General features: G+C 68.6%; 15 protein-coding genes. 3 read left to right on the top strand and 12 right to left on the bottom strand.

The genetic code is table 11. The features are described 5' to 3' along the window. Positions 1 to 156: 156 nt before the first annotated feature. The 5 genes from ABZS54_RS11995 to ABZS54_RS11975 all read right to left on the bottom strand — a co-directional run bounded on the left by ABZS54_RS11995 (position 157) and on the right by ABZS54_RS11975 (position 5,165). The gene (locus ABZS54_RS11995; protein WP_355533806.1) at positions 157 to 1,656 is read right to left on the bottom strand and encodes an SCO6880 family protein; all 1,500 of its coding nucleotides are present in this window, start codon (positions 1,654 to 1,656) and stop codon (positions 157 to 159) included. Continuing rightward, positions 1,656 to 3,284, bottom strand: coding sequence for a hypothetical protein (locus ABZS54_RS11990; RefSeq protein WP_355533804.1), 1,629 nt, complete (start codon positions 3,282 to 3,284; stop codon positions 1,656 to 1,658). Before ABZS54_RS11990 ends, ABZS54_RS11995 begins: the two co-directional genes overlap by 1 nt. Positions 3,285 to 3,359: 75 nt before the next feature. After that, a complete protein-coding gene (locus tag ABZS54_RS11985) occupies positions 3,360 to 4,154 on the bottom strand; it encodes a hypothetical protein (protein WP_355533802.1) in 795 nt (264 codons plus the stop codon). 58 nt (positions 4,155 to 4,212) lie between these two features. After that, entirely contained in the window at positions 4,213 to 4,548 is a 336-nt protein-coding gene (locus ABZS54_RS11980; RefSeq protein ID WP_355533800.1) for a hypothetical protein, read from the bottom strand. Beyond that, a complete protein-coding gene (locus tag ABZS54_RS11975; protein WP_355533798.1) occupies positions 4,545 to 5,165 on the bottom strand; it encodes a DUF6668 family protein in 621 nt (206 codons plus the stop codon). Before ABZS54_RS11975 ends, ABZS54_RS11980 begins: the two co-directional genes overlap by 4 nt. Before the next feature lie 546 nt (positions 5,166 to 5,711). Between ABZS54_RS11975 and ABZS54_RS11970 the strand changes: the two genes are divergently transcribed. Further along, positions 5,712 to 7,070, top strand: coding sequence for a hypothetical protein (locus ABZS54_RS11970; protein ID WP_355533796.1), 1,359 nt, complete (start codon positions 5,712 to 5,714; stop codon positions 7,068 to 7,070). Positions 7,071 to 7,378: 308 nt separating this feature from the next. Here ABZS54_RS11970 and ABZS54_RS11965 read toward each other — a convergent pair whose 3' ends face one another. The 4 genes from ABZS54_RS11965 to ABZS54_RS11950 all read right to left on the bottom strand — a co-directional run bounded on the left by ABZS54_RS11965 (position 7,379) and on the right by ABZS54_RS11950 (position 12,462). Then, a complete protein-coding gene (locus ABZS54_RS11965; protein WP_355533794.1) occupies positions 7,379 to 8,008 on the bottom strand; it encodes a hypothetical protein in 630 nt (209 codons plus the stop codon). A 624-nt stretch (positions 8,009 to 8,632) separates the two neighbouring features. After that, positions 8,633 to 9,565, bottom strand: a complete 933-nt coding sequence (locus ABZS54_RS11960) for an SAM-dependent methyltransferase (RefSeq protein WP_355533840.1) — start codon at positions 9,563 to 9,565, stop codon at positions 8,633 to 8,635. Between the two features lie 369 nt (positions 9,566 to 9,934). Further along, a complete protein-coding gene (locus tag ABZS54_RS11955) occupies positions 9,935 to 11,068 on the bottom strand; it encodes a hypothetical protein (protein ID WP_355533792.1) in 1,134 nt (377 codons plus the stop codon). Beyond that, a complete protein-coding gene (locus tag ABZS54_RS11950; RefSeq protein ID WP_355533790.1) occupies positions 11,065 to 12,462 on the bottom strand; it encodes a VWA domain-containing protein in 1,398 nt (465 codons plus the stop codon). Before ABZS54_RS11950 ends, ABZS54_RS11955 begins: the two co-directional genes overlap by 4 nt. A gap of 71 nt (positions 12,463 to 12,533) precedes the next feature. On the opposite strand from ABZS54_RS11950, the gene ABZS54_RS11945 reads away from it, so the two are divergent. Next, the gene (locus tag ABZS54_RS11945; protein ID WP_355533789.1) at positions 12,534 to 14,366 is read left to right on the top strand and encodes a glutamate--cysteine ligase; all 1,833 of its coding nucleotides are present in this window, start codon (positions 12,534 to 12,536) and stop codon (positions 14,364 to 14,366) included. 251 nt (positions 14,367 to 14,617) lie between these two features. Here the strand turns inward: ABZS54_RS11945 and ABZS54_RS11940 are convergent, their stop codons facing one another. The 3 genes from ABZS54_RS11940 to ABZS54_RS11930 all read right to left on the bottom strand — a co-directional run bounded on the left by ABZS54_RS11940 (position 14,618) and on the right by ABZS54_RS11930 (position 17,278). Beyond that, complete coding sequence (locus ABZS54_RS11940) at positions 14,618 to 15,400, bottom strand: hypothetical protein (RefSeq protein ID WP_355533787.1); 783 nt, start codon at positions 15,398 to 15,400, stop codon at positions 14,618 to 14,620. Between the two features lie 654 nt (positions 15,401 to 16,054). Continuing rightward, a complete protein-coding gene (locus tag ABZS54_RS11935) occupies positions 16,055 to 16,657 on the bottom strand; it encodes a hypothetical protein (RefSeq protein ID WP_355533785.1) in 603 nt (200 codons plus the stop codon). A gap of 477 nt (positions 16,658 to 17,134) precedes the next feature. After that, a complete protein-coding gene (locus ABZS54_RS11930) occupies positions 17,135 to 17,278 on the bottom strand; it encodes a hypothetical protein (protein ID WP_355533783.1) in 144 nt (47 codons plus the stop codon). A 329-nt stretch (positions 17,279 to 17,607) separates the two neighbouring features. On the opposite strand from ABZS54_RS11930, the gene ABZS54_RS11925 reads away from it, so the two are divergent. Continuing rightward, entirely contained in the window at positions 17,608 to 18,075 is a 468-nt protein-coding gene (locus tag ABZS54_RS11925) for an Lrp/AsnC family transcriptional regulator (protein WP_355533781.1), read from the top strand. Positions 18,076 to 18,096: the final 21 nt, after the last annotated feature.

The following is an 18,096-nucleotide window of genomic DNA, read 5'->3' as shown; positions in this document are numbered from 1 at the left end:
GACTTTCGGCCCCAACGCTTGCGCGCTATGTCCGGCGCCGGCAATGCCGCGGTGGGCGCCGATTCGCCGAAGGCGGTGGTGTGATCGACCGAAGTGTTGTTCGTCAACGGACTCAACTCCCTTGTTCCGAAACGAGTGTTCCGGGGACTCGACGCGTCACGCCGCTTCACGCAGGGCTTGCGGGAGCTTGAGATGGTTGGGGAGAACCAGTCCCAACGGGAGTGCCGCCGCGAACGCGGAGGCCTGCGAGCCGTAGACGCGCCGCACGAGAATTCGGGACGATGCGGTGAGGTTGTCCACCGCGGACGCCGCGAGTTTGATGTCGGCGGCGTCGTTGACAGTGGCGGTTATCAGCATCGCGAATCGAACGAGTCCGGCGCCGGTCGCCTCTTCGCGGGCGGCCTGCTCGGCGGCTTGGACCGCGATCGAGTCGCGGGCATTGGCGACCTTGGACTGCTTCGCCTTGAACATGGCGTCCTTGCGGTCGCGTTCCACCAGTCGAGCCGACGTCGCGGGATCGTGCGGCCGGTACAACAGGGTCACTCGCTTGCGCATGATGTCCGGGTGCGGAGACACCAGTCGGGTGAGGACACTCGAGTACACCTCGCCGCGAGGAGCCTCCGACATCGCCCACGTGACCGAGAAGGCACTGTCGTGCCGGTAGTGGCCCCACGATTCCTCGGTGGCCGTTGGGCCCGCGTCGTCCCAACGCAGATCACTCGTGCGCTTGGAACGGGCCTGATCGATGAAGGTGGCCACGCTCGGGTCGTAGGCGACCCGGACCAGTTCGGTCAACTCCCGACCCGTCATCGGCCGGGCCGGGCCGGCCCCGGTCATCTGCAGGCTGCTGCACAGTCCGGGGAGCCGCATGCCCAGATCGACCGCCATCTCCTCGGCGTTGCGACGTGCCCGTGCTCCTCGCGCGGCCCCCGAGTACGTGAGCGCCACCCGCGTCGACATCTGTGCCGATCCCTGTCCGTACGCCTCGCTCACTTCCTCCAGCACCTGCTTGGCGAGCGAAGGCGCCCCGGCGACCACATTGCCGTCGATCTCGCCGCGCAGACGCTCGCCGGTGTCGGGTGCGGCCTCGATGGTGACCGAAGCCGCCACGAGACCGGGCTCGTGGCCGATCTGGGACAGCCACAGGCCCCAGTAGGCGACCCACGTGTCCACCTGGTCGGGATCGACCAGGGAGGCACCGTCGGCGCTGCAGGTGAGGACGACGGTGTGGTGATTGGTCGCGGGAATGGTGACGAGGGCGAACGGTCGGCCGTACGCGTCGTGCGCCTCGTGGAGTTTGGAGGCGGCGGCGAGGCCGGGGAGCTTGCAGGTGCCGAGAAAGAGCCGACCGAGCGGGCCCGATCGGTACAGGTGGGCTCCCTGGGCCTTGCCCGCGCTCCACGAGACACGGGCGGCAGCCCATTGGAAGCCGTTGCGACCGTGTTTGTCGCGCATGACCATCGGCAGCAGGGCGAGGGCGATGAGCACGCCCACGACGAGGGCGCCGACGAACGAGATCATCATCACCAGGATGACGAGCAGCAGGCCACCGATGCCGGCCACGGTGCCGATGAAGCCCAAGCGGCCCAGACCCGGCGAGATCGGCTTCTGCCAGTTTCCATATGTGCGAACGTCGTGGCTGGTGACGTTACTCATCAGTTGCCCCCTTGGTTCCGGTGTCGCACCAGGTTCGATGCGGCTCCGACGCTCCTCGCGCCGACTGTCAGGATGGCGCTCGCCGCACCGAGGTTCGCCGCGTTGGAGCCGGCCGCCGGGCCGGTCATGGCGAAGACGACCCGGACGGTCGCGGGACCGACCAGGGTGACCAGTGCGAGCACGAACAAGCCGCGGAACTGATCGCTGGGGTCCAGACCCTGATATCCCGGTGGTGCCCAGAGCCGGGCGCCCGCGACGAAGATGATCATTGATGCGGGCTTCACGAAGATGAAGGCGACCAGATACGAGATGTGCCGCTGGAACAGGTTTCTGCCGGCCGCCGTCGAGGTGGCTGCGGCGGTCAGCGGAAGTGTCCCGGTCAGCACGATCACGAAAAACAAGCGGGCCGTCATGTAGAAGTACTGGACCATGTTGGACGAAATGATGACCAACGCGGCCAGGAGGAAGAGCACGATGGCATTGAACCCCTCCAGACTCTGCGCGAATCTGTCCGCGGCGTCTTGGAGTGCGAGGTCCGGGTTGGCTGCGCCGTTGGTCTCCGGACTGAGACCTCGCACGACGATCCAATCGGTGAATGCCTGACAGGCTCTGACGGCGACATTGACCAGGAAGAGCGCGCTGCCGGTGACCAGCACGAGAGTGATGGTTCCCTTGACGACATCCTTCACCGAGCTCGCGTCGCGCGTGTACGCGAGCTTGAAGCCGGCGAATATGACGCAGGCCAGTGCCAGGAAGTAGGTGAACGGGTTCGTGTGCCGGGTGAGGAAGTCGGTGGTGTTCCTGCTGCACGGATATGGTTTCGTGCGGTCCGTGTACTTGCCGGTCATCTCGTCGCAGTCCGTTTTGTCGCTTTCGCTGATCAAGGGATCCGGCGCCTTGATCCACCACAACAACGTCGTGCGCACTGCGCTCTTGCTCTGGTCCCGAATGTACGTTATGGGTTCGTTCAAGAATTTGGTGTCTTCACCCTTCGCCGCATTCTGCGCGGTCGCATTATTTTCGGGGCAGGCCGAGATCTTCGAGGTGTTGTCGCACGTCAGCGTGTCGCCTTGATGTTTTCCCCATTCGTCCCAGGACCGGTGATCCTGCCCGCACAGCCCGCGCGACGGCGCCGGTGCGAGATTGCAGGGATGCTCCCCCTTCATCAGCATTTCCCGCACCTCGACGCACTTGACCTCGCGCTTCTCCTTGGCGCCCCCATGCTTTCCGTCCATCAGGACGCACGGGCTCTGGGCGTTCTCAGCGCCGTCCAGCATGAAGGATCTGTTCTGCGGCGCGTCCAGCGTATTGGGCTCGTTTCCGAGACCTCCGGCCGCTTCCAGTGCCTTACCGGTGAGGTTGAGTTCGTCCTTGCGCCACTTGTCCAGGTCTTTCTTGGCCTTGGCCGTGTCGCCGCCGATGAGCTGAAAACCGGCCCATACGCCGGTTTCATCCTTCTTGGAGGAATCCTCGGCCGGACAATAGAAGGTCCATTTCGATCCTGCGGCATTGTCCGGAAACCAGACGCAAGATTTGTCATATTTATCCACGGCACTGCTGGGCTGACCGCTTTGCAGGACGAGGAAGGACAGAACGAAGCCGAAGACCACAGCGACACGCGCCGGCATCAAGAAGGCTCTGCGACGGGTCGGGCGGCGTGCGGCCCGAGGCCGCGCGACCCGCCATATTTTCCGCTCCACGTTTTAAGAGCCCCCCCAGGGAATGAACCCTTCCAGCGAGATCAGATTTCTACCTATCGGCGCATCGGCACCGTCCGGCTGGAGTTCCAATTTCCAGTCGCCGTTCGTCCAGACGACCGTGTGCACGAACGCCTGCAAATTTCCGGCCGGTGTACGGCGTGCGATTTCCAGGGAAGCGGATTGGAAGCTGAAGGCGACGAACTTGAAACCGGCGATCTGTGACAGGCTCCCCGGCTCTGGTGGGCGCGGGGCGCCACGGGTCAACTCCTGTTCGATGCGCGGCAGCGAATAGGCGTCCGCGTTCGGCCCGGGTACGACCTGCTCGGCGACCACTCTGCGCCAGTTCTCCGCGAAGGCGTACCGGATCGTGATCTGCGCGGTCGCCAACAGAGCGCCGGTGGGCGTCTGTTGATAGCAGCGAGCCACGTCGCCTTGGGTGACCAGGGGCCCGGCTGTCGAAGAGGCCGGGACCAGTACCGTGCGGAACGACTGCCACGCGACATCCCGGGGGGGTTGGGTCGGGCGGGTCACATCCGCTACCTGCGTGACGGGACACGCGTTCGCATCGACGGACACCGAGTCCGGGATGGGTGCGAGCGTCACCGGGGCGACGTTGGGCGATGTGGTAGGCGGGGCGGCTCGAGATTTTCCGTCCCCGCCCGCCACGGCGAGATAGACGGCACTGAGGACGACGAACAGGATGACAAGTGCGGATGCGATGAAGCCGGGCTGTGCGAAACGGCTGCCTTCGTCGTCATATCCGCTCGATGCCGACTGTTCCTTTCTCAACCAGGCCATGCGCTCTACTCCGAATGGGGCCGCGAATCACGGTGAAAAAAGGGGACGGGTTCGCGGGTCAGGTCACCTGGTTGAAGATGGTGGCCAGGCTGCCGGAAACAATCACCGTGAGCATTGCCATGCCGAGTCCGACGAAGGACGCCTGCCCGCCGTCCTTGTGCGCCTTCCAAATCATGCCTGTGCATACAAGGGCGACCAGGAACGAGAAGACGAGGATTCCGTAGGACACCACGCCGGCAATATTTGCGATGCCGTCGGTGAGATCTTTATTCGGCGTGAAAGTCTTCGGATTCGGCATGTTCGGCTTGCCGGGGGGTGGCGGCGACGGAGGCTTATCATCGTCGGTTGCCCATGCCTGAATTCCATTGATCGCAGCGAAAACAGTAGATATCACCAGGAGCCTCGGTTTCTCGCAACAACGTGGCTTAGATCCCCGGCCAGCCGGGCCAGCGGTTTCGGAAGTTCGGCGACCGGAGGTGTTTCGCCGAATCTCCACGGTTCCATCCATGGGACGGCCCAGGTACGGGGAAAGGCCCCGGCCACCAGCTTCAGCAGATCGCGCAACGGTTTGGGCAGGGTGCCGGGCGCGTCGGCTACCGCCACCAGGCCGAGCAACCGGACCTGCGGCACGCCTCCCGAGGCCCACTGCCGGGCGGCCGTCTGCGCCGCCCGCAGACCCGGGACGTTGGTGCGGGCGACGAGCAGGACGCTCGTCGACGTGCCGTCACCGGGGACCGGCCAGTGCCGATCCGCGTCCCGACCGTCGGGGAACGTGGCGCTCAACATGCCGACACCGGCACCACCGTGGCAGCCCAGCCACCACCACGGCGCCTGCTCGTTCGGGTCGAGGTGTCGAATCGGTAGACCACCGTCGTGCGGAGGTAGTACCGCTCCGGGCCGAGGCCGAGTCGGCATCATCGTGGGCGACGGGGCCGGCTGCGGGTCCAAGACCTCGGGCGTTTCGGTGACGGTGGCGGTGATCCACGGATTGGTTACCGTCGGTTTGCTCATCGCACCTCCAGCCTCAACTCTTGGATCGGCTCTTTCTCGCATGTGGATTTCATGCGATGCGAACGTGCCCGCCCTCCGGGCGGCCGCACGCAGGTGTACGCCACTGCACCTTGGGAGGGTGATATCTCGATTGCGCCGATTATTCGCCCTTGTTCGGCTCCGGAGACCGGTCGGGTCGCATCGGATTCCTGCGGCAAGAGTACAAGAGCGCGAGCGGCCACCGATTCGGTTTTCCGGTTATACATTGCACTGGCAAAGCGCCGATCGGGCGAATATGAGTTTCGATGTGCACAGTGAATGTGCGCGTTGCCGCGAGCGGCAGGCACCTTCGTGATCACCGACCGGATGTTTGCAACTGCAACGCCGGTCCGGTCGTGCGATGGTCGGCCCGCACAGGGCAGGCGGGGGCTGCATGGAGTCGAAAACGAGCTGGTCATACGCTCCATAAGCTGCTCAATCAAGGCAAACGGGGCGCTTGTAGGCGCACCAAAATTTCTACTAGCGAATCTCTTGTTTGCGACTGCAATTCGATCTACATTCCCGGACATGAGATCCAGAGCACTTCCGGCTTGCGCGGCCGCCGCCCTCACGGTCGCGCTCGGTGCCGCGTCGGCACTCACCGGCGGGCTGTCCGCCCAAGCGGCCGAACTCGAAGGACCGGCCCCGGTGATGCTTGTGCCGGACGCCTCCGGTTCGATGAACGAGCGGGCCGAGCCGGAGACTGGGATCAATGTCGCCAAGACCGCGCCGCGCGGCTACGAACCGACGGGGGTCGCGGTCGACGGTGGCTCGGATCCGGCTCGCGCCGCGGCGCTGGCTCCCGGGAGCTACCTGGACGAGTTGGCCGACAAGGAAGTGAAGTACTACGCCGTGGACGTGCCCGCAGGCCATACCGCCTACGTCTCGGGCACCACCGTCAGCAGGATCAAGGGCCTCGAAGCGCTCGACGTCAAGCAGATCGGCGAGCGTGGTTCCGGCGTCTGCACCTCGGATACCGGCCTCGACCAGAACCTGTCCAAGGTCGTCACGGCCTCCGTGCGTTGGACGGCCTCCGGTACCGATGCCAACGGATGTGTTCGACCGGGACGGCAGGTGTTCTCGGTGACCCGCCGCGGCACGGGACCCCCGGCGCCGCTTGAACTCCAGGTGCTGCTCGAACCGCAGGCCCTGGACCAAGGTCCCGCCGAAGCCGACATCGCGCGATACACCGAGCCGGGCGGCGTGGCGCGACCGGTGGTCGGCGGCGGCTCGTTCGCCTCGGCGACCACCCTGCCCGATTCCGGCCACTACACCGACACCCTCGCCCCGGGGGAGTGGGCCTTCTACCGGGTTCACCTCGATTGGGGCCAGAGCCTCGCCTTCCAGACCCGGGTCGGCGGTGGGAAGCAGATCATCGGAGTACAGACCCACTTCTACAATCCCATCCGCGAGCAGCTGGCTCAGGACTCGTGGGGCGTGCACGACACCGAGCACATCTTCGCCAAGGGACAGAATCCCTTCGCCACCCGACCGGTGCGCTTCCTCAATCGCAGCGACCGGCAACAAGAGGTCGCCGACATGCTGCCCGGCTGGTACTACATCGCCGTAGCGGCCCAGGGGGAAGGCGAGTCGCGCCCACTGGCCGTCGACGTGTCGGTGGCCGGCAACAAGGAACCCGGCCCGGTGTACGTGCAGGACGCGAACACTCTCGGCCTTGATCGACCCTCGACCCCGCCGGCGAACGAGTCACCGGCCACGCGCAACCTGATCCGGACCGAACACAAGCTCATCGACTCGTCCGGGGAAGAGGAGAAATCCTCGGCCTTCGACGGCTCGCTGGTCTGGGCGGGGCTGTCCGCGGCGATCGTGCTCGGCGCCGGTCTCGCGGTACTCGTGCTGCGCCGACGGCCCTCCCGAAAACCCTGAACCCCTGAACCCCTGAACCCCTGAACCCCTGAACCCCTGAACCCCTGAACCCCACCACGAACGCAAAGGACGAACAGATGTCTTCCTCCCCCACGCCGCACAGCCGAGGCCGAGGCGGCGGTACCCGACGAGACGGCTTTCGGGCCGCCGGCCCCCGGGCGCCACGTGGCTCACACGGTCTCCGCCGCGACCTCGCCCCGGCTTCCCGCGACGACCCGATGTCCTTCGCACAGCCGGCCCGAGGCAACTGAGACGCGAAGCCGGGCGCCGACCCCCAACGGGGGTCGGCGCCTTTCGTTTTCTCCCGCTCAGGCCGACCGCGAGACCATCTCCTCCGGCAGCATCCGGATCAACCACTCGCGTACCGCCTTGCCCAGCCCCGTCTCGTCGATCCCGCGCCGGTCGAAGATCCGGAACCGGTCCGGGTCATCCGCCGCGAGCAACTGGAACAAGGCGGCCTTCTGCAGGAGTTGCTCCGGATCGAGGGTCTGCTCGCGGTCCTGTTGGCGCAACCGCTCGACGACCGCCTCCGGTTCGTCCACGGAGAGCGCCACCACGTCGGGCAGCGGACGCCACTCGGCGACTGTGGACAAGAACCGTCGCGCCGCCCAGTGGGCCCGATCCGAGTCGCCGGGATGACGGGTGACGGCGTCCTCGACCGCCGCGGTGTATACGCCGCGCTGCTCGACGACGGTGCGGCCGGCGGCCAGGAACAGCCGGGTCGACTCGTAGCGATGCGTCTGCATGGCGACCAGCGTCAGGGTCTCGGAGGCGGATCGTCCCCCGCGGATGTAGGGCTCGCCCCCGACCGCCTCGGCCAGCGCCATCAAGGTGGCGAAATCCGGTCGGGCGTTCGGCTCGCGAGCCGACCCGACGAAGATCCGCGGAGGAGAGGAGATCGAGCGCAACAGCGCGGACCCGATGTCGTGCGCTTCCAACCCCTCCACTCCCAAAAGCAGGCCGGGGCGGCGGGTTCGAGGACCCGCCGGCGTCGTGGATTCGCGTTTGTGTCTTGCCTCTTGAGCGTTCTGCGGCATACCCGTATCCTCGCGAACCGCGACGGTGCGACAAAGGCCGCGACGAGCACCGGGAACTGGTAAACACCCGAGTAATAAAGGGAGTTCGCGCCTCAGGCGACCCCTTGGAGGCAGGCCCTGTCCGGCATCGATCCGCAGACCACCGTGACCGCGGGACGAGTCACCGCGGCCACGGGGTCGATCAGGTCGCGGGCCGCCCACCACATCGCACCACGCGCCGGGTGGTCGGGCCCACGGCAGGAGATCCCCGATGCATCCGGGGCTTGGACGGCGTCTCCTTCACCGGGCCGGCGGGAGCCCGACTGGGCCGGGTACCCGTGGGTTCCCGCCGCACCACCTTGTCGCTCCGGACCATCCGACCGCGTCCGGGCAACGGTGCCCATCGTCGCGGACCGCCGCCCGTCGGGGAAAGGACGGCGCGGGTACCACGGTCCGGTAAATGCGCCGGTAGTACGCCACCGGCGCTCTACCGCGTCCGTCCCGAACGCCGACCGCGCACCGATCCCGAGCCGGCCCGAGGCCCCGCTACAGACACGAACGCCGGGGGGCGGGTATGCCACGCGCCTTGCTCGAACACTGCCACCGACCCGCCGATGGCGGCTTGACGCCGACCCCTGCGTACATCCACTGCCGCTCGGCATGGACTCGCGGCAGTCGGTCCGCGCGCCAGGACGCGACCGGAGTCACACCGGGTTCGACCGGATTCAGTCCGGTGAACAGCGCGCCCACCTCCCGAGCGGTGCGCGGGAACAGCGGGGCCGCCGCCTGCCGGTACATCGCGGCGGTCGTGCGGGCCGCCTCCGGGCGCAGATCGGCGGCGGCGTGCGAGAGCAGCAGCACGCTGCCCGGCTTGGTCGCCGCCATCACCCGACCCACCGCGGACCAGGGGTCGTCGGCGTCCGACAGGTAGTGCAGGACCGCGGTCAGGACCACCGCCACCGGTCGGTCGAAGTCCAACCCGCCTCGCCCGGCAGCCCGCTCCAACAGGGCACCGGGATTGCGCAGATCACCGTCGACCACGCACACCCGACCGGGGCGGTCGGACAGCGCCCGGGCGTGCGCGAGAACCATCGGATCCTTGTCGACGTACACCGCCCGCGCCTGCTTCGTCCCGAGCAGCGCGCACTCGTAGGTATCACCGGCCGCCGGCAGACCCACCCCGATGTCCAGGAATTGCCGGATCCCCAACCCGGTCGCGAACGACACCGCGCGGCGCAGGAAGGCGCGATTGGCGAAGGCCATCGCGCGGACTTCCGGCGCCAAGGCGAGTACGGCCTCGGCGGCGCCGCGATCGGTCGCGAAGTTGTTCTTGCCTCCGAGGTAGTAGTCGTACATGCGGGCGGGATGCGGGAAAACGGCGCGTATTCGAGACGGTCGCGCCGCGGGCACCGGCGCCGACGGGTGCTCCTCGGGCAGGCAACCGACAAGGGAGCGGCGGTCCGTGATCCGCTGAGACATCACCATCATCGACCTTCCCGATTCTCGGGTCACGGTCCCGCCCGATCGGCGCAGCCCGCGCCGCACGGCCCCTCGCCGCCGAGCGGCCGTACACAGGGCACGGCACGTGTCTCCTGCGGCATCGGCCACCAGGTTGCCGACCTGCGTTTTGGCAGTCTGCGCGAGCGGACGACCTTCCACCAGACGCCGGAGGGGGGTTGCAGCAACGTTGCAAAACCACGGATGCATACCGGCGCCTCGCCCGTCCCGTGGATCGGCCGCCACCGAACGCGCGATGCCCCGGTGGTTTCGACCACCGGGGCATCACGCGGGCGCGGCGGCCCGAAACGCGTCGTCGTAGCTCGTATCTCGTAGCTCCTGGCTCTTGGTTCAGTGCGATCGCGGCGCGGCCCCAGGCGGGTTCTCGGGGCGTCGGGGCGTTTCGAACGCCTGGGTCACCTCGTGCGATTCGGGTGCCGTGCCCGGGGCGTAGGTGGCTTCGTCGGGTCGCCATGTCGTCGAGGGCGGCGCTGTGTCGGGGTGTTCGGGCCGAGGTTGCGCGACCGGACGGGCGGGTGGCGACACGGGCTCGAACCGCGTGGGGCCGGCGAGCGGCGCCGGGGATGCCGCGGTGGGCGGGGGCGTCGGAGCGGCCGCCGACACGTGCGCGCTCCATGGCGAGGCCGGTATGGGCGCCGTGCCGGCGAACCGACGACGCAGCATGTAGCCGAGGCCCGCCGCGAGCAGGAGGGCGAATACCGCGCTGCCGGCCGGCACACTCCAATCGGAGGCCACAGAGGACGAGTTGCCGCCCGCACCGGCCACCGGCGGCGCGGTACCGCTCGCGAGAGTCCGCGTCCCACCCGAGGGCGGTGCCTCGGGGACCGCGCCGTCCGTCGGGCGAGGGTCGTCCTCGGGTCCCGCCGGCTGATCCGGACGTTGCACCACGGTGCCCTCGACCGACACCTCCAGCTTGATCGGCACCACGATGCCGCGCTGGGGTCCCTCGGCGCCCGTGATGGACATCTGGATGTAATAGGAGCCGCGCAGCGCGTACTTGTCGTCCTTGAACTCCTTGAACGAGCCTCTGGTGCCGTCGAAGTTCTCGTACTTCTTGCCGTCTCCCACGGTCCACGCACCCGAGGTGGCCTCGAAGTGTGTGGTGCCGGGCACGAGCTGGTTCGTCGGGTTGTCCGAGAGCGGAATGGCCTCGCGCAGCGGGTTGTAGAGGTTGAGGATGAACCGGGGACCCTGCTTGTCCGGGAAGTCGGCCGGAATGTCGACGGACCCCTTGATCGAGAGCTTCTGACCGGGCTGCACGAACACGCGCCAGAACAGAAAATCGCCCACGACCATGCTCTCGCGGTGGACTCCCGGTCCGATCTCGCCGGCGCTGTTGAAGGAGAAACCGCTCGGGTTGTCGGCAGCCGCCGCGGGAGTGGCGGTCACCAGGCCGACGGCCGGTACGGCCAGGACCGCGCCGACCGCAGCCGCTGCCGCACGTACGCGCATGACGCTGTTCACGCCTGCCTCCTCTGCCCACGCCGGGAACCGGCCAGGAACGACCCGAGCGCGCCGCCCAGCAACACGGCGCCGGCGATCAGGGTGATGGTGGTCGCGGTCCCGGGTCCGCCGTCGTCGGAGGACGCGCGGACCGGGGCGCGGGTGTCGGCGCCCGGTGCTGTGGAGGGCTCGCCGCTCGCAACGGGTTCCGAGCGCTCGGGCACGGGATCGCTCGCGGCGTTCGCCGCACCGGGGCGCTTGGGGTGGCTGATCAGGAGTTCGAGCAGGATCCGGCGCTGCGGATCGACTTCGGCGTTGTGCGAGATGCGCAGGCAGCCGATTCCGTCCGGGGCTTGGGCGGAACTGTTCGTCCCGCCGGCCGCGCCGGTGGTGACGATGTTGTTCGCCTCCAAGGCGACGCCCTCCTGCAGGAGCCAGCTCTGGGGTTGGTCCGCCGGACCCGAGCGGATGAACAGGTGGGTCAGAAAGGCCGAGTTCTCCCGGTCGTCGCCCGCGCGCATGCGTTCGGAGAAGATCGCGGTGGCGCCGATGGCGAGATCCTGGTCCGGGTTCTTGCGAATGCGATACCACAGGTCTCGACTGGTGACGAAGGCGTCGAGGTATTGACCGTCCTCGACCATCGGCGCGTTCGCGCAGCTGGTAGTCGCGCCCCGGATGGGTCGGCCGGACGCGTCGTAGGGGGTCCAGGCCCGCCGAAAGAGGCTGGACATGTTGGATACCAGCGAGTCGGTGTCGTTCGCGTCGGCGTAGACCCCACTGCCGACGGTGGAGATGCACTTGAGTTGCTCCCGGGCCGCCCCGGAGACGTTGAAGCCGACCGTGTCGACTGTCAACTTCGTGCCGCGCGCATTCAACTCCCGGGCCACCTCGCATGGTTGCGGAGGCGCGCAGGTGTCCTCGCCGTCGGAGACGAGGATGACGTGTCGCTCGCCCTGGGTGCCGAGATCGTCGGAGGCCGCGCGCAGGGCGTTGCCGATGGGAGTGAATCCCACGGCGTTCAGGGAGGCGACCCGCTGCCTGGCCGCGGTCTTGGCGCTCTCGCCCATCACCGCGACCGGTACCAGGAGTTGGGTGTCGGCGCAGCCGGCGGGCTTGTCCGCACCGGGATACGTGGCGCCGTAGACGCGGATGCCCACCCGGGCGTTGGCCGGAGCCGCGTCGATGATGCGGTTCACCGCCTGTTTGGCGGCCTCCAGGCGGGTCAGTCCGCCGGCGTCGTTCTGTTTCATCGAACCGGACAGGTCGAGTACCAACTCCACCTTGGCCGGTGGCGCCTCGGCCGGAGGAGCGGGGTCGGCCGCCGCGGCGGACACAGGCCCGTACAGCGCCAGGGACACCGCGCCCAAAGCGACGGCCGAGTGTGTGCGTAGGTATCGGATCACGAAGTCGATCATGGGATCCGATGCCTCGAATGCCAAGGGGGAGGGCCCATTACCGTTCCCTCACGACCCCATGAGGGAGCCGGATGGCGCCGAGCTCTGGACGGGGGTCGTCGTTCCATGGTTCGCTGTCGGCGGTTGACCGCCACGGCCCGGCGGCGACTGACGGGAGAGAAGTGCCGGGCGGGCGCGTACTCTTCCGCTCGCGCCTCCCGTGCGTCCTGCGGGGTCCTCGCGACGCCCGTGCCGCCTGCGGACCCGCGCCGGACGACGTGAGACACGACGAACCAGGCTCGACGGTCGGTCTCGGTCACGGCAGGGTGATCCGAGCCCCGGGCCTGCCCGCGGTCGCCTCATCCTCGACGTCGGCGCCCGCGATCGATAGCCATATCGCGCACCAGCCGGCCCCACGGCGTGAACGGGCCCATGCGCGGGGTGACGAATGGGATTCGTCGCCCGTTTCCGCGACCATGTGCGATCGAGGCCCAGAACCAGGCGCGCTGAGCGCAAGAGTTCCTGGAGCCAATGGGACTTGGCAGCACGGTCACGGGGTCGCAGTCTTGTCCAACGGCCCTGTAGGCCAATGGGTTTCGGGCGCCTTGGACCGTCGGCACAGGCTTGTGCGCACTTCGGCGGTTGCCGCACCGAATTCGAGCAGTCCCGTTCCACGGGCATGCGATCCGGCGCCGCCATCGGACGCGCCGCGCACAACAACGGACGCGATACACATCTCAAGGGGACATATGTCGATTCGGACTGTGGGTGTCGAAGAAGAGTTTCACATCGTCGACCGACGGACAGGGCGGTTGAGCCCGGCCGGTACGGAACTGCTCACCGAACTTCCCGCGGTTGGTTTCACCGGCGAAGCCAAGGAAGCGTCCATCGAGACCAACAGCGAACCCCATCTCGAACTCGCGGACCTACGCGCCGACTTGATCCGCTCTCGCACGCTCCTGGCGCAAGCCGCGGAGAAGATCGGGGTCGCCGTGATCGCCTCCGGGACCGCGCCGTTGATGGAACTGACGGACTCGCCACAGGCCGCAGGTGATCGCTACGCCGCGATCAAGCGCGACTACGCGTTGGTGGCGGACGAGCAGGTGGTGTGCGGACTGCACGTGCACGTCGGCGTGGAGGATCGCGACGTGGCCGCACGGGCGATGTCCTGGATCTCCCCGCACCTGCCCACGCTCCTGGCACTGTCGGCGAGTTCCCCCTACTGGCTCGGTGTCGACACCGGTTACGCGAGTTGGCGCAACATGCTCTGGCAGCGGTGGCCCTCGGCGGGACCGGCCGACAGCTTCGAATCGGCCCGAGAGTACGACGACATGCTGGAGGGCATGGTCCGCTCGGGAGTGATCCTCGACCTCGGCATGCATTACCAGGACCTGCGCCTGTCCTCACACGTACCAACGATCGAGATGCGCATCTGCGACGCCTGTCCCGACGTGGACACCTCCGTCCTGATCGCCCTCCTCTTCCGTGCCCTCGTACAACGCGGCGTTCGGGCGGCCGAGAACGGCGAGCAACCCCGACGGTACTCCCAGGCATGGTTGCGTGCCGCGACCTGGCGAGCCGCCCGCTCGGGCCTCGAAGGCCTGTTGATCGACCCCACGACGATGGCCACCGATTCGGCGCGCGTGGTCGTGTGGCAACTGATCGAGGAACTGATGCCGGACCTGGTCGCCTCCGGTGACCTCGCCTTCGTCCGGAGCGTTGCGCGACGGTTGTTGGAAGAAGGCAGCAGCGCCGCCCGACAACTGCGCCTCAAGGATTCGTCGCCGCGCGCCGCCGTGGACCTGCTCCGCGCCCAGACCCTCACCTTCCGCGACTTGCCGGGCGCCTCCCTGAAATCCCAAAGCGCGACGGCGAACCCCACGACCTCGGCCCGGCCCGCCGACTCGCCGACGCTGGTCGCCTAGGTTCGACCCTCCCGACATCCGACCCGGTCGGCGGAACCGCGCGAGCCCATCGAGAAACCGCTCGCCGCCGCGTTCCGGCCGAAACGGCTCGGTGCTCTGTCGGGTCCACCACAGGCGCCGCCGACTCGCCTCGCGCGATCCCTCGGCGACCATCACGACCACGACAAGCGCTGGAACCGGTGCCCACCGCCCCCCGCACCGTTTCCAGCGCCTTTGCCCGGGCCTGCCGTCGGCCGGAGACGGCCGTGGGCCTACGACCCCACCGCGGCCGAGCGGCGGTCCAGGGAGTCACCCACGAGGTGATAGATGGCGTTCTGCGCCGCGATGTGCTTGTCGACCTCGGCCGGCGTGCGGTTCGTGCCGTCGATACGACCGGTCATCTCGTAGATGAAGTAGCGGTACAGCGATTCGCTGACCCAGCCGTACTCGGGGCCCTCGAACGTCTTGGTGATCGGGTTGGTCGGTTGTACGACCTGTTTGTACGAGCCCTCATCGTTGTCGGCGAGCATTGCCGCAGCGATCGCGGTGGGCATCTCCAGCACGCCGACGGTCGTCTGGACGTTGTTGGCCTTGTCCACGTACAGCGCCGCGAGCGCGCGGGTGCAACCCAACTTCTCGATCAGCTCGGCCGCTTTGCCCGAGGCTACCGGGGCGCAGTTGTCGAGGATCTTCACGCAGGTCCGAGTCAGCGTGCCGCCCGGGTATTTGTACGAGAGTTCGGGGAGGCCGAAGACCTCGTCAACGGTCAGCGGCAGAGGGTTGGTCGAGGCCGCGCGCAGGTCGTCCCTGGTGAGCGTGCCCCGGGTCGGCTTCGCGGTCGCGGTGATGGGCGCGCACGACCTCAGCGTCGAGCCCGTCGGGGTGGCGCCGGGCGAGGCGAGGGCGGAGGCCGACGCCGCGGGTGTGCCGGGCGCGACAGGAGGTGTCGACTGCTCGGGCGCCCGTGCGCCCGCGGTCGGGGAAAGCGCCTTCTTGTCGTCGCCGCCCGCACACGCGCTGGACGTGGCCAGCACGGCCAAGGCGCAGGCGATCACCGCGATACCCCTGACCTGCCCCCGTGGGATCGCGGCGGCCGAGGGCATGGACGCGGCCTCGGGGCGCCGGTGGTGCCAGGGCCGCTTCGAGCGGGGAGGGGGCGTGGGGACCGTCGTGCGGCGGGCGTCGCGCGTATGCTGCGTACCGTGCTCGGACATCGGGACTCGTTTCGCATCACGGCCGCCGTCCGGCAGGCCCGATGAGGCGGCCGGATCCGGTCGAACCGGCTGACAATCGGGGGAAACCTACCATCCGGTCACGCGGCAAGATCCACTTCACCCGCCGATATCGCGAACTCCGCGTGAATTGGCCATGTCCACGGCCATCCGCCGCACCCGCTCGGAGCCGGTGATGTCGCTGGTGGCAGCCCCGAACACCGGCAGGGCCACCCGGATGGGCAACCCACTGGCGTTGTCCCGATCACGCCGTGACTGCCGCGATCACCCGGAACCCGTGTGCGTGCCGGCCCCGGACCCGCGCCGCACGGTGCGACGTTCCGCCGGGTCGCCCTGGCTCGCATGAGTGCCCGCTCCGGCCTGCGGTCCCCGGAGCGGGAGGCTTTCGCCTCCCGCTCCGGGGACCGCGCAGCTGCCTACCCCCGACCCCCGATCCGACTCAACGCGCGGCAACCCCCGCCCTGCCGCTCCGCGCGCTCAGACCGTCAACGCCCGCTTCGCGCGCAATGCCGCCGCGATCTCGACGCAGCGCCGGGTCTGGGTCCGGGCCAGGTCGAAGGAAAGCAGCGCCGGGTCGTCGGCGCCGCCGGAAGGCTCGGGCGAGGGAGCGGGCGTGGCGACCGAGCGCTCCGGCTCGTTCGTCGCATCGCCGAACGCGGGCCGGTAGACGATGCCGAAGCTGCGCATCAGCCCTCCGTGCCGCGTGCCGGGCACGGGGGTGGTGACAAAGACACCGAACACCTGTTGTTCGGTGCGGCGTTCCCACTCGTCCCGCATCTCGCGCGCGGCTGACGCGGTCGCCGCACCGATGGCCGAGTCGGCGAGTCGGCGCAGCAGTGCGACGACGTCGCCGTCCCGGGCCGGGGCACCGAGCACCACGACGTCGGCCCAGGTCAGATCCCGCGCCGTCGCTGGTGGATCCGCCTTGGCGTCGGTTGGTGACCGGTCCGAAGTCGTCTCGGGCAGCCTGCGCAACCGCACCTCGGCGCCGGTGTTCCAGGCGACCGCCGCCACCGCGTCGGCCAGCGCCCGAACACACTCCGTGGTGTCGTGGTAGATCACTGCGACCTTGATGCTCATCGTCTCGTCTCCTCTGTTGGTACTCCGACCCGGCCCGCGTTCGGCGGGCCCAGGATCACCTCACGCTATGCGCGGGCGGCCCGTGCGGAGCTGCCCGTACACGCCACGAAGCGGACCCCTCACGCCAGACGGTCCCCCGCCGCCACACCACCACCCGTTCCGGGCCGATCGAACCGGCTGTCCGTTGCCGACCCATCGGCACCTGAATCGCCGTCAACTCATCCGGCCCGGGTGCGGCCACCCCCGCCCGGCCACCCCCGCCCGGCCGGCACCGGCCGACCCACCAGCGCGCGGCAGCCTCGTCCCGATCAGTGCGCCGTCGACCGGATTCCGCGCGGACGACAACAATCCGCGCTCGGCCTTCTTCGCCACGACCTGCCGGCCGCAGAAGCCCGCACACCTCCTCGATCGCGTACGGCGCGGCCCGCGGACCCTTCGACGAGATCGGCAACTCGCCCGCCTCGTGTCCCGGTTCGGTCAGGTCGAGACGTCGGTCAGGGCGGGCGCCCACGGGCTGTGCCGCGCCGGGACGCCGAGGTTGTCGCCGGCCGCGCGGATCACCTCGACCAGGACGCCCGGGTCGGTGACCGGGTCGTCGCTCTCGCGTGCACCACATCGCACCGCAGCGCACCCCCGCACCGCGCCGCCGGCCCGGCCGATTTCCGCGCGCACGGGTCGCCGAGCCGCGAGTCCGACCTCGATTAATGCGCACCGGTGCGTCCGTGAAGTGAACTCCCGGACAACGGAAGGTACTTACCGTGGGACAACCACGCGGGCGAGTACCGGGCGCCGGGCCCGTCGGCGGCCGTGAAAGCCGCGCCGCATCGCCCGGTGCCCGCGCGGCGCGCGGCGCGAGGGCGCGCGAATCGGGTACCGAAGCCCTGGTGGGCTACCGTCACTGTGCCCCCTCCGCCCGGCCCCGCCGGACCCGTACCCAGGAGACCCGATCGATGGCGCTGGACCCGTTGGACAGCCGGATCATCACTGCGCTCATCGACGACGCGCGCTCGACCTACGCCGAGATCGGCACCCGGGTCGGGCTGTCCGCGTCCGCGGTCAAGCGGCGGGTGGACCGGCTGCTGGCCGCCGGCGTGATCACCGGCTTCTCCGCGTCCGTCGAACCCGCCGCGCTCGGCTGGACCACCGAGGCGTTCGTCGAGCTGTACTGCGTCGGGCGCACCTCGCCGAGCGAGATCGGCAAGGCGCTCGCGAAGTTCCCCGAGGTGGTTTCCGCCAGCACCGTCACGGGCGACGCCGACGCGGTGATCCACCTGCTCGCGGCCGACGTACAACACTTCGAAGAGGTCCTGGAGCGGATCGCCGCAGAGCCGTTCGTGGTGCGCTCGAAGAGCTGTGTCGTGCTTTCCCGGCTGGTCAGGCGCAACGGAACGGCTTGGCAGGGAGTGGAGACGCAATAGATCGGCGTCGGCGCGCAAGAT

The organism is Embleya sp. NPDC005575, from assembly GCF_040605455.1.
Taxonomy (GTDB): domain Bacteria; phylum Actinomycetota; class Actinomycetes; order Streptomycetales; family Streptomycetaceae; genus Embleya.
Note: the sequence above shows the minus strand (reverse complement) of the source record. Positions and strands in the feature narration are given on the sequence as shown.

Excerpts from the sequence above, each read along its gene's own strand:
- ABZS54_RS11995 (WP_355533806.1), bottom strand. The coding sequence starts at position 1,656 with ATGAGTAACGTCACCAGCCACGACGTTCGCACATATGGAAACTGGCAG.
- ABZS54_RS11990 (WP_355533804.1), bottom strand. The coding sequence starts at position 3,284 with ATGCCGGCGCGTGTCGCTGTGGTCTTCGGCTTCGTTCTGTCCTTCCTC.
- ABZS54_RS11985 (WP_355533802.1), bottom strand. The coding sequence starts at position 4,154 with ATGGCCTGGTTGAGAAAGGAACAGTCGGCATCGAGCGGATATGACGAC.
- ABZS54_RS11975 (WP_355533798.1), bottom strand. The coding sequence starts at position 5,165 with ATGAGCAAACCGACGGTAACCAATCCGTGGATCACCGCCACCGTCACC.
- ABZS54_RS11970 (WP_355533796.1), top strand. The coding sequence starts at position 5,712 with ATGAGATCCAGAGCACTTCCGGCTTGCGCGGCCGCCGCCCTCACGGTC.
- ABZS54_RS11960 (WP_355533840.1), bottom strand. The coding sequence starts at position 9,565 with ATGTCTCAGCGGATCACGGACCGCCGCTCCCTTGTCGGTTGCCTGCCC.
- ABZS54_RS11950 (WP_355533790.1), bottom strand. The coding sequence starts at position 12,462 with ATGATCGACTTCGTGATCCGATACCTACGCACACACTCGGCCGTCGCT.
- ABZS54_RS11945 (WP_355533789.1), top strand. The coding sequence starts at position 12,534 with ATGGCGCCGAGCTCTGGACGGGGGTCGTCGTTCCATGGTTCGCTGTCG.
- ABZS54_RS11935 (WP_355533785.1), bottom strand. The coding sequence starts at position 16,657 with ATGAGCATCAAGGTCGCAGTGATCTACCACGACACCACGGAGTGTGTT.
- ABZS54_RS11925 (WP_355533781.1), top strand. The coding sequence starts at position 17,608 with ATGGCGCTGGACCCGTTGGACAGCCGGATCATCACTGCGCTCATCGAC.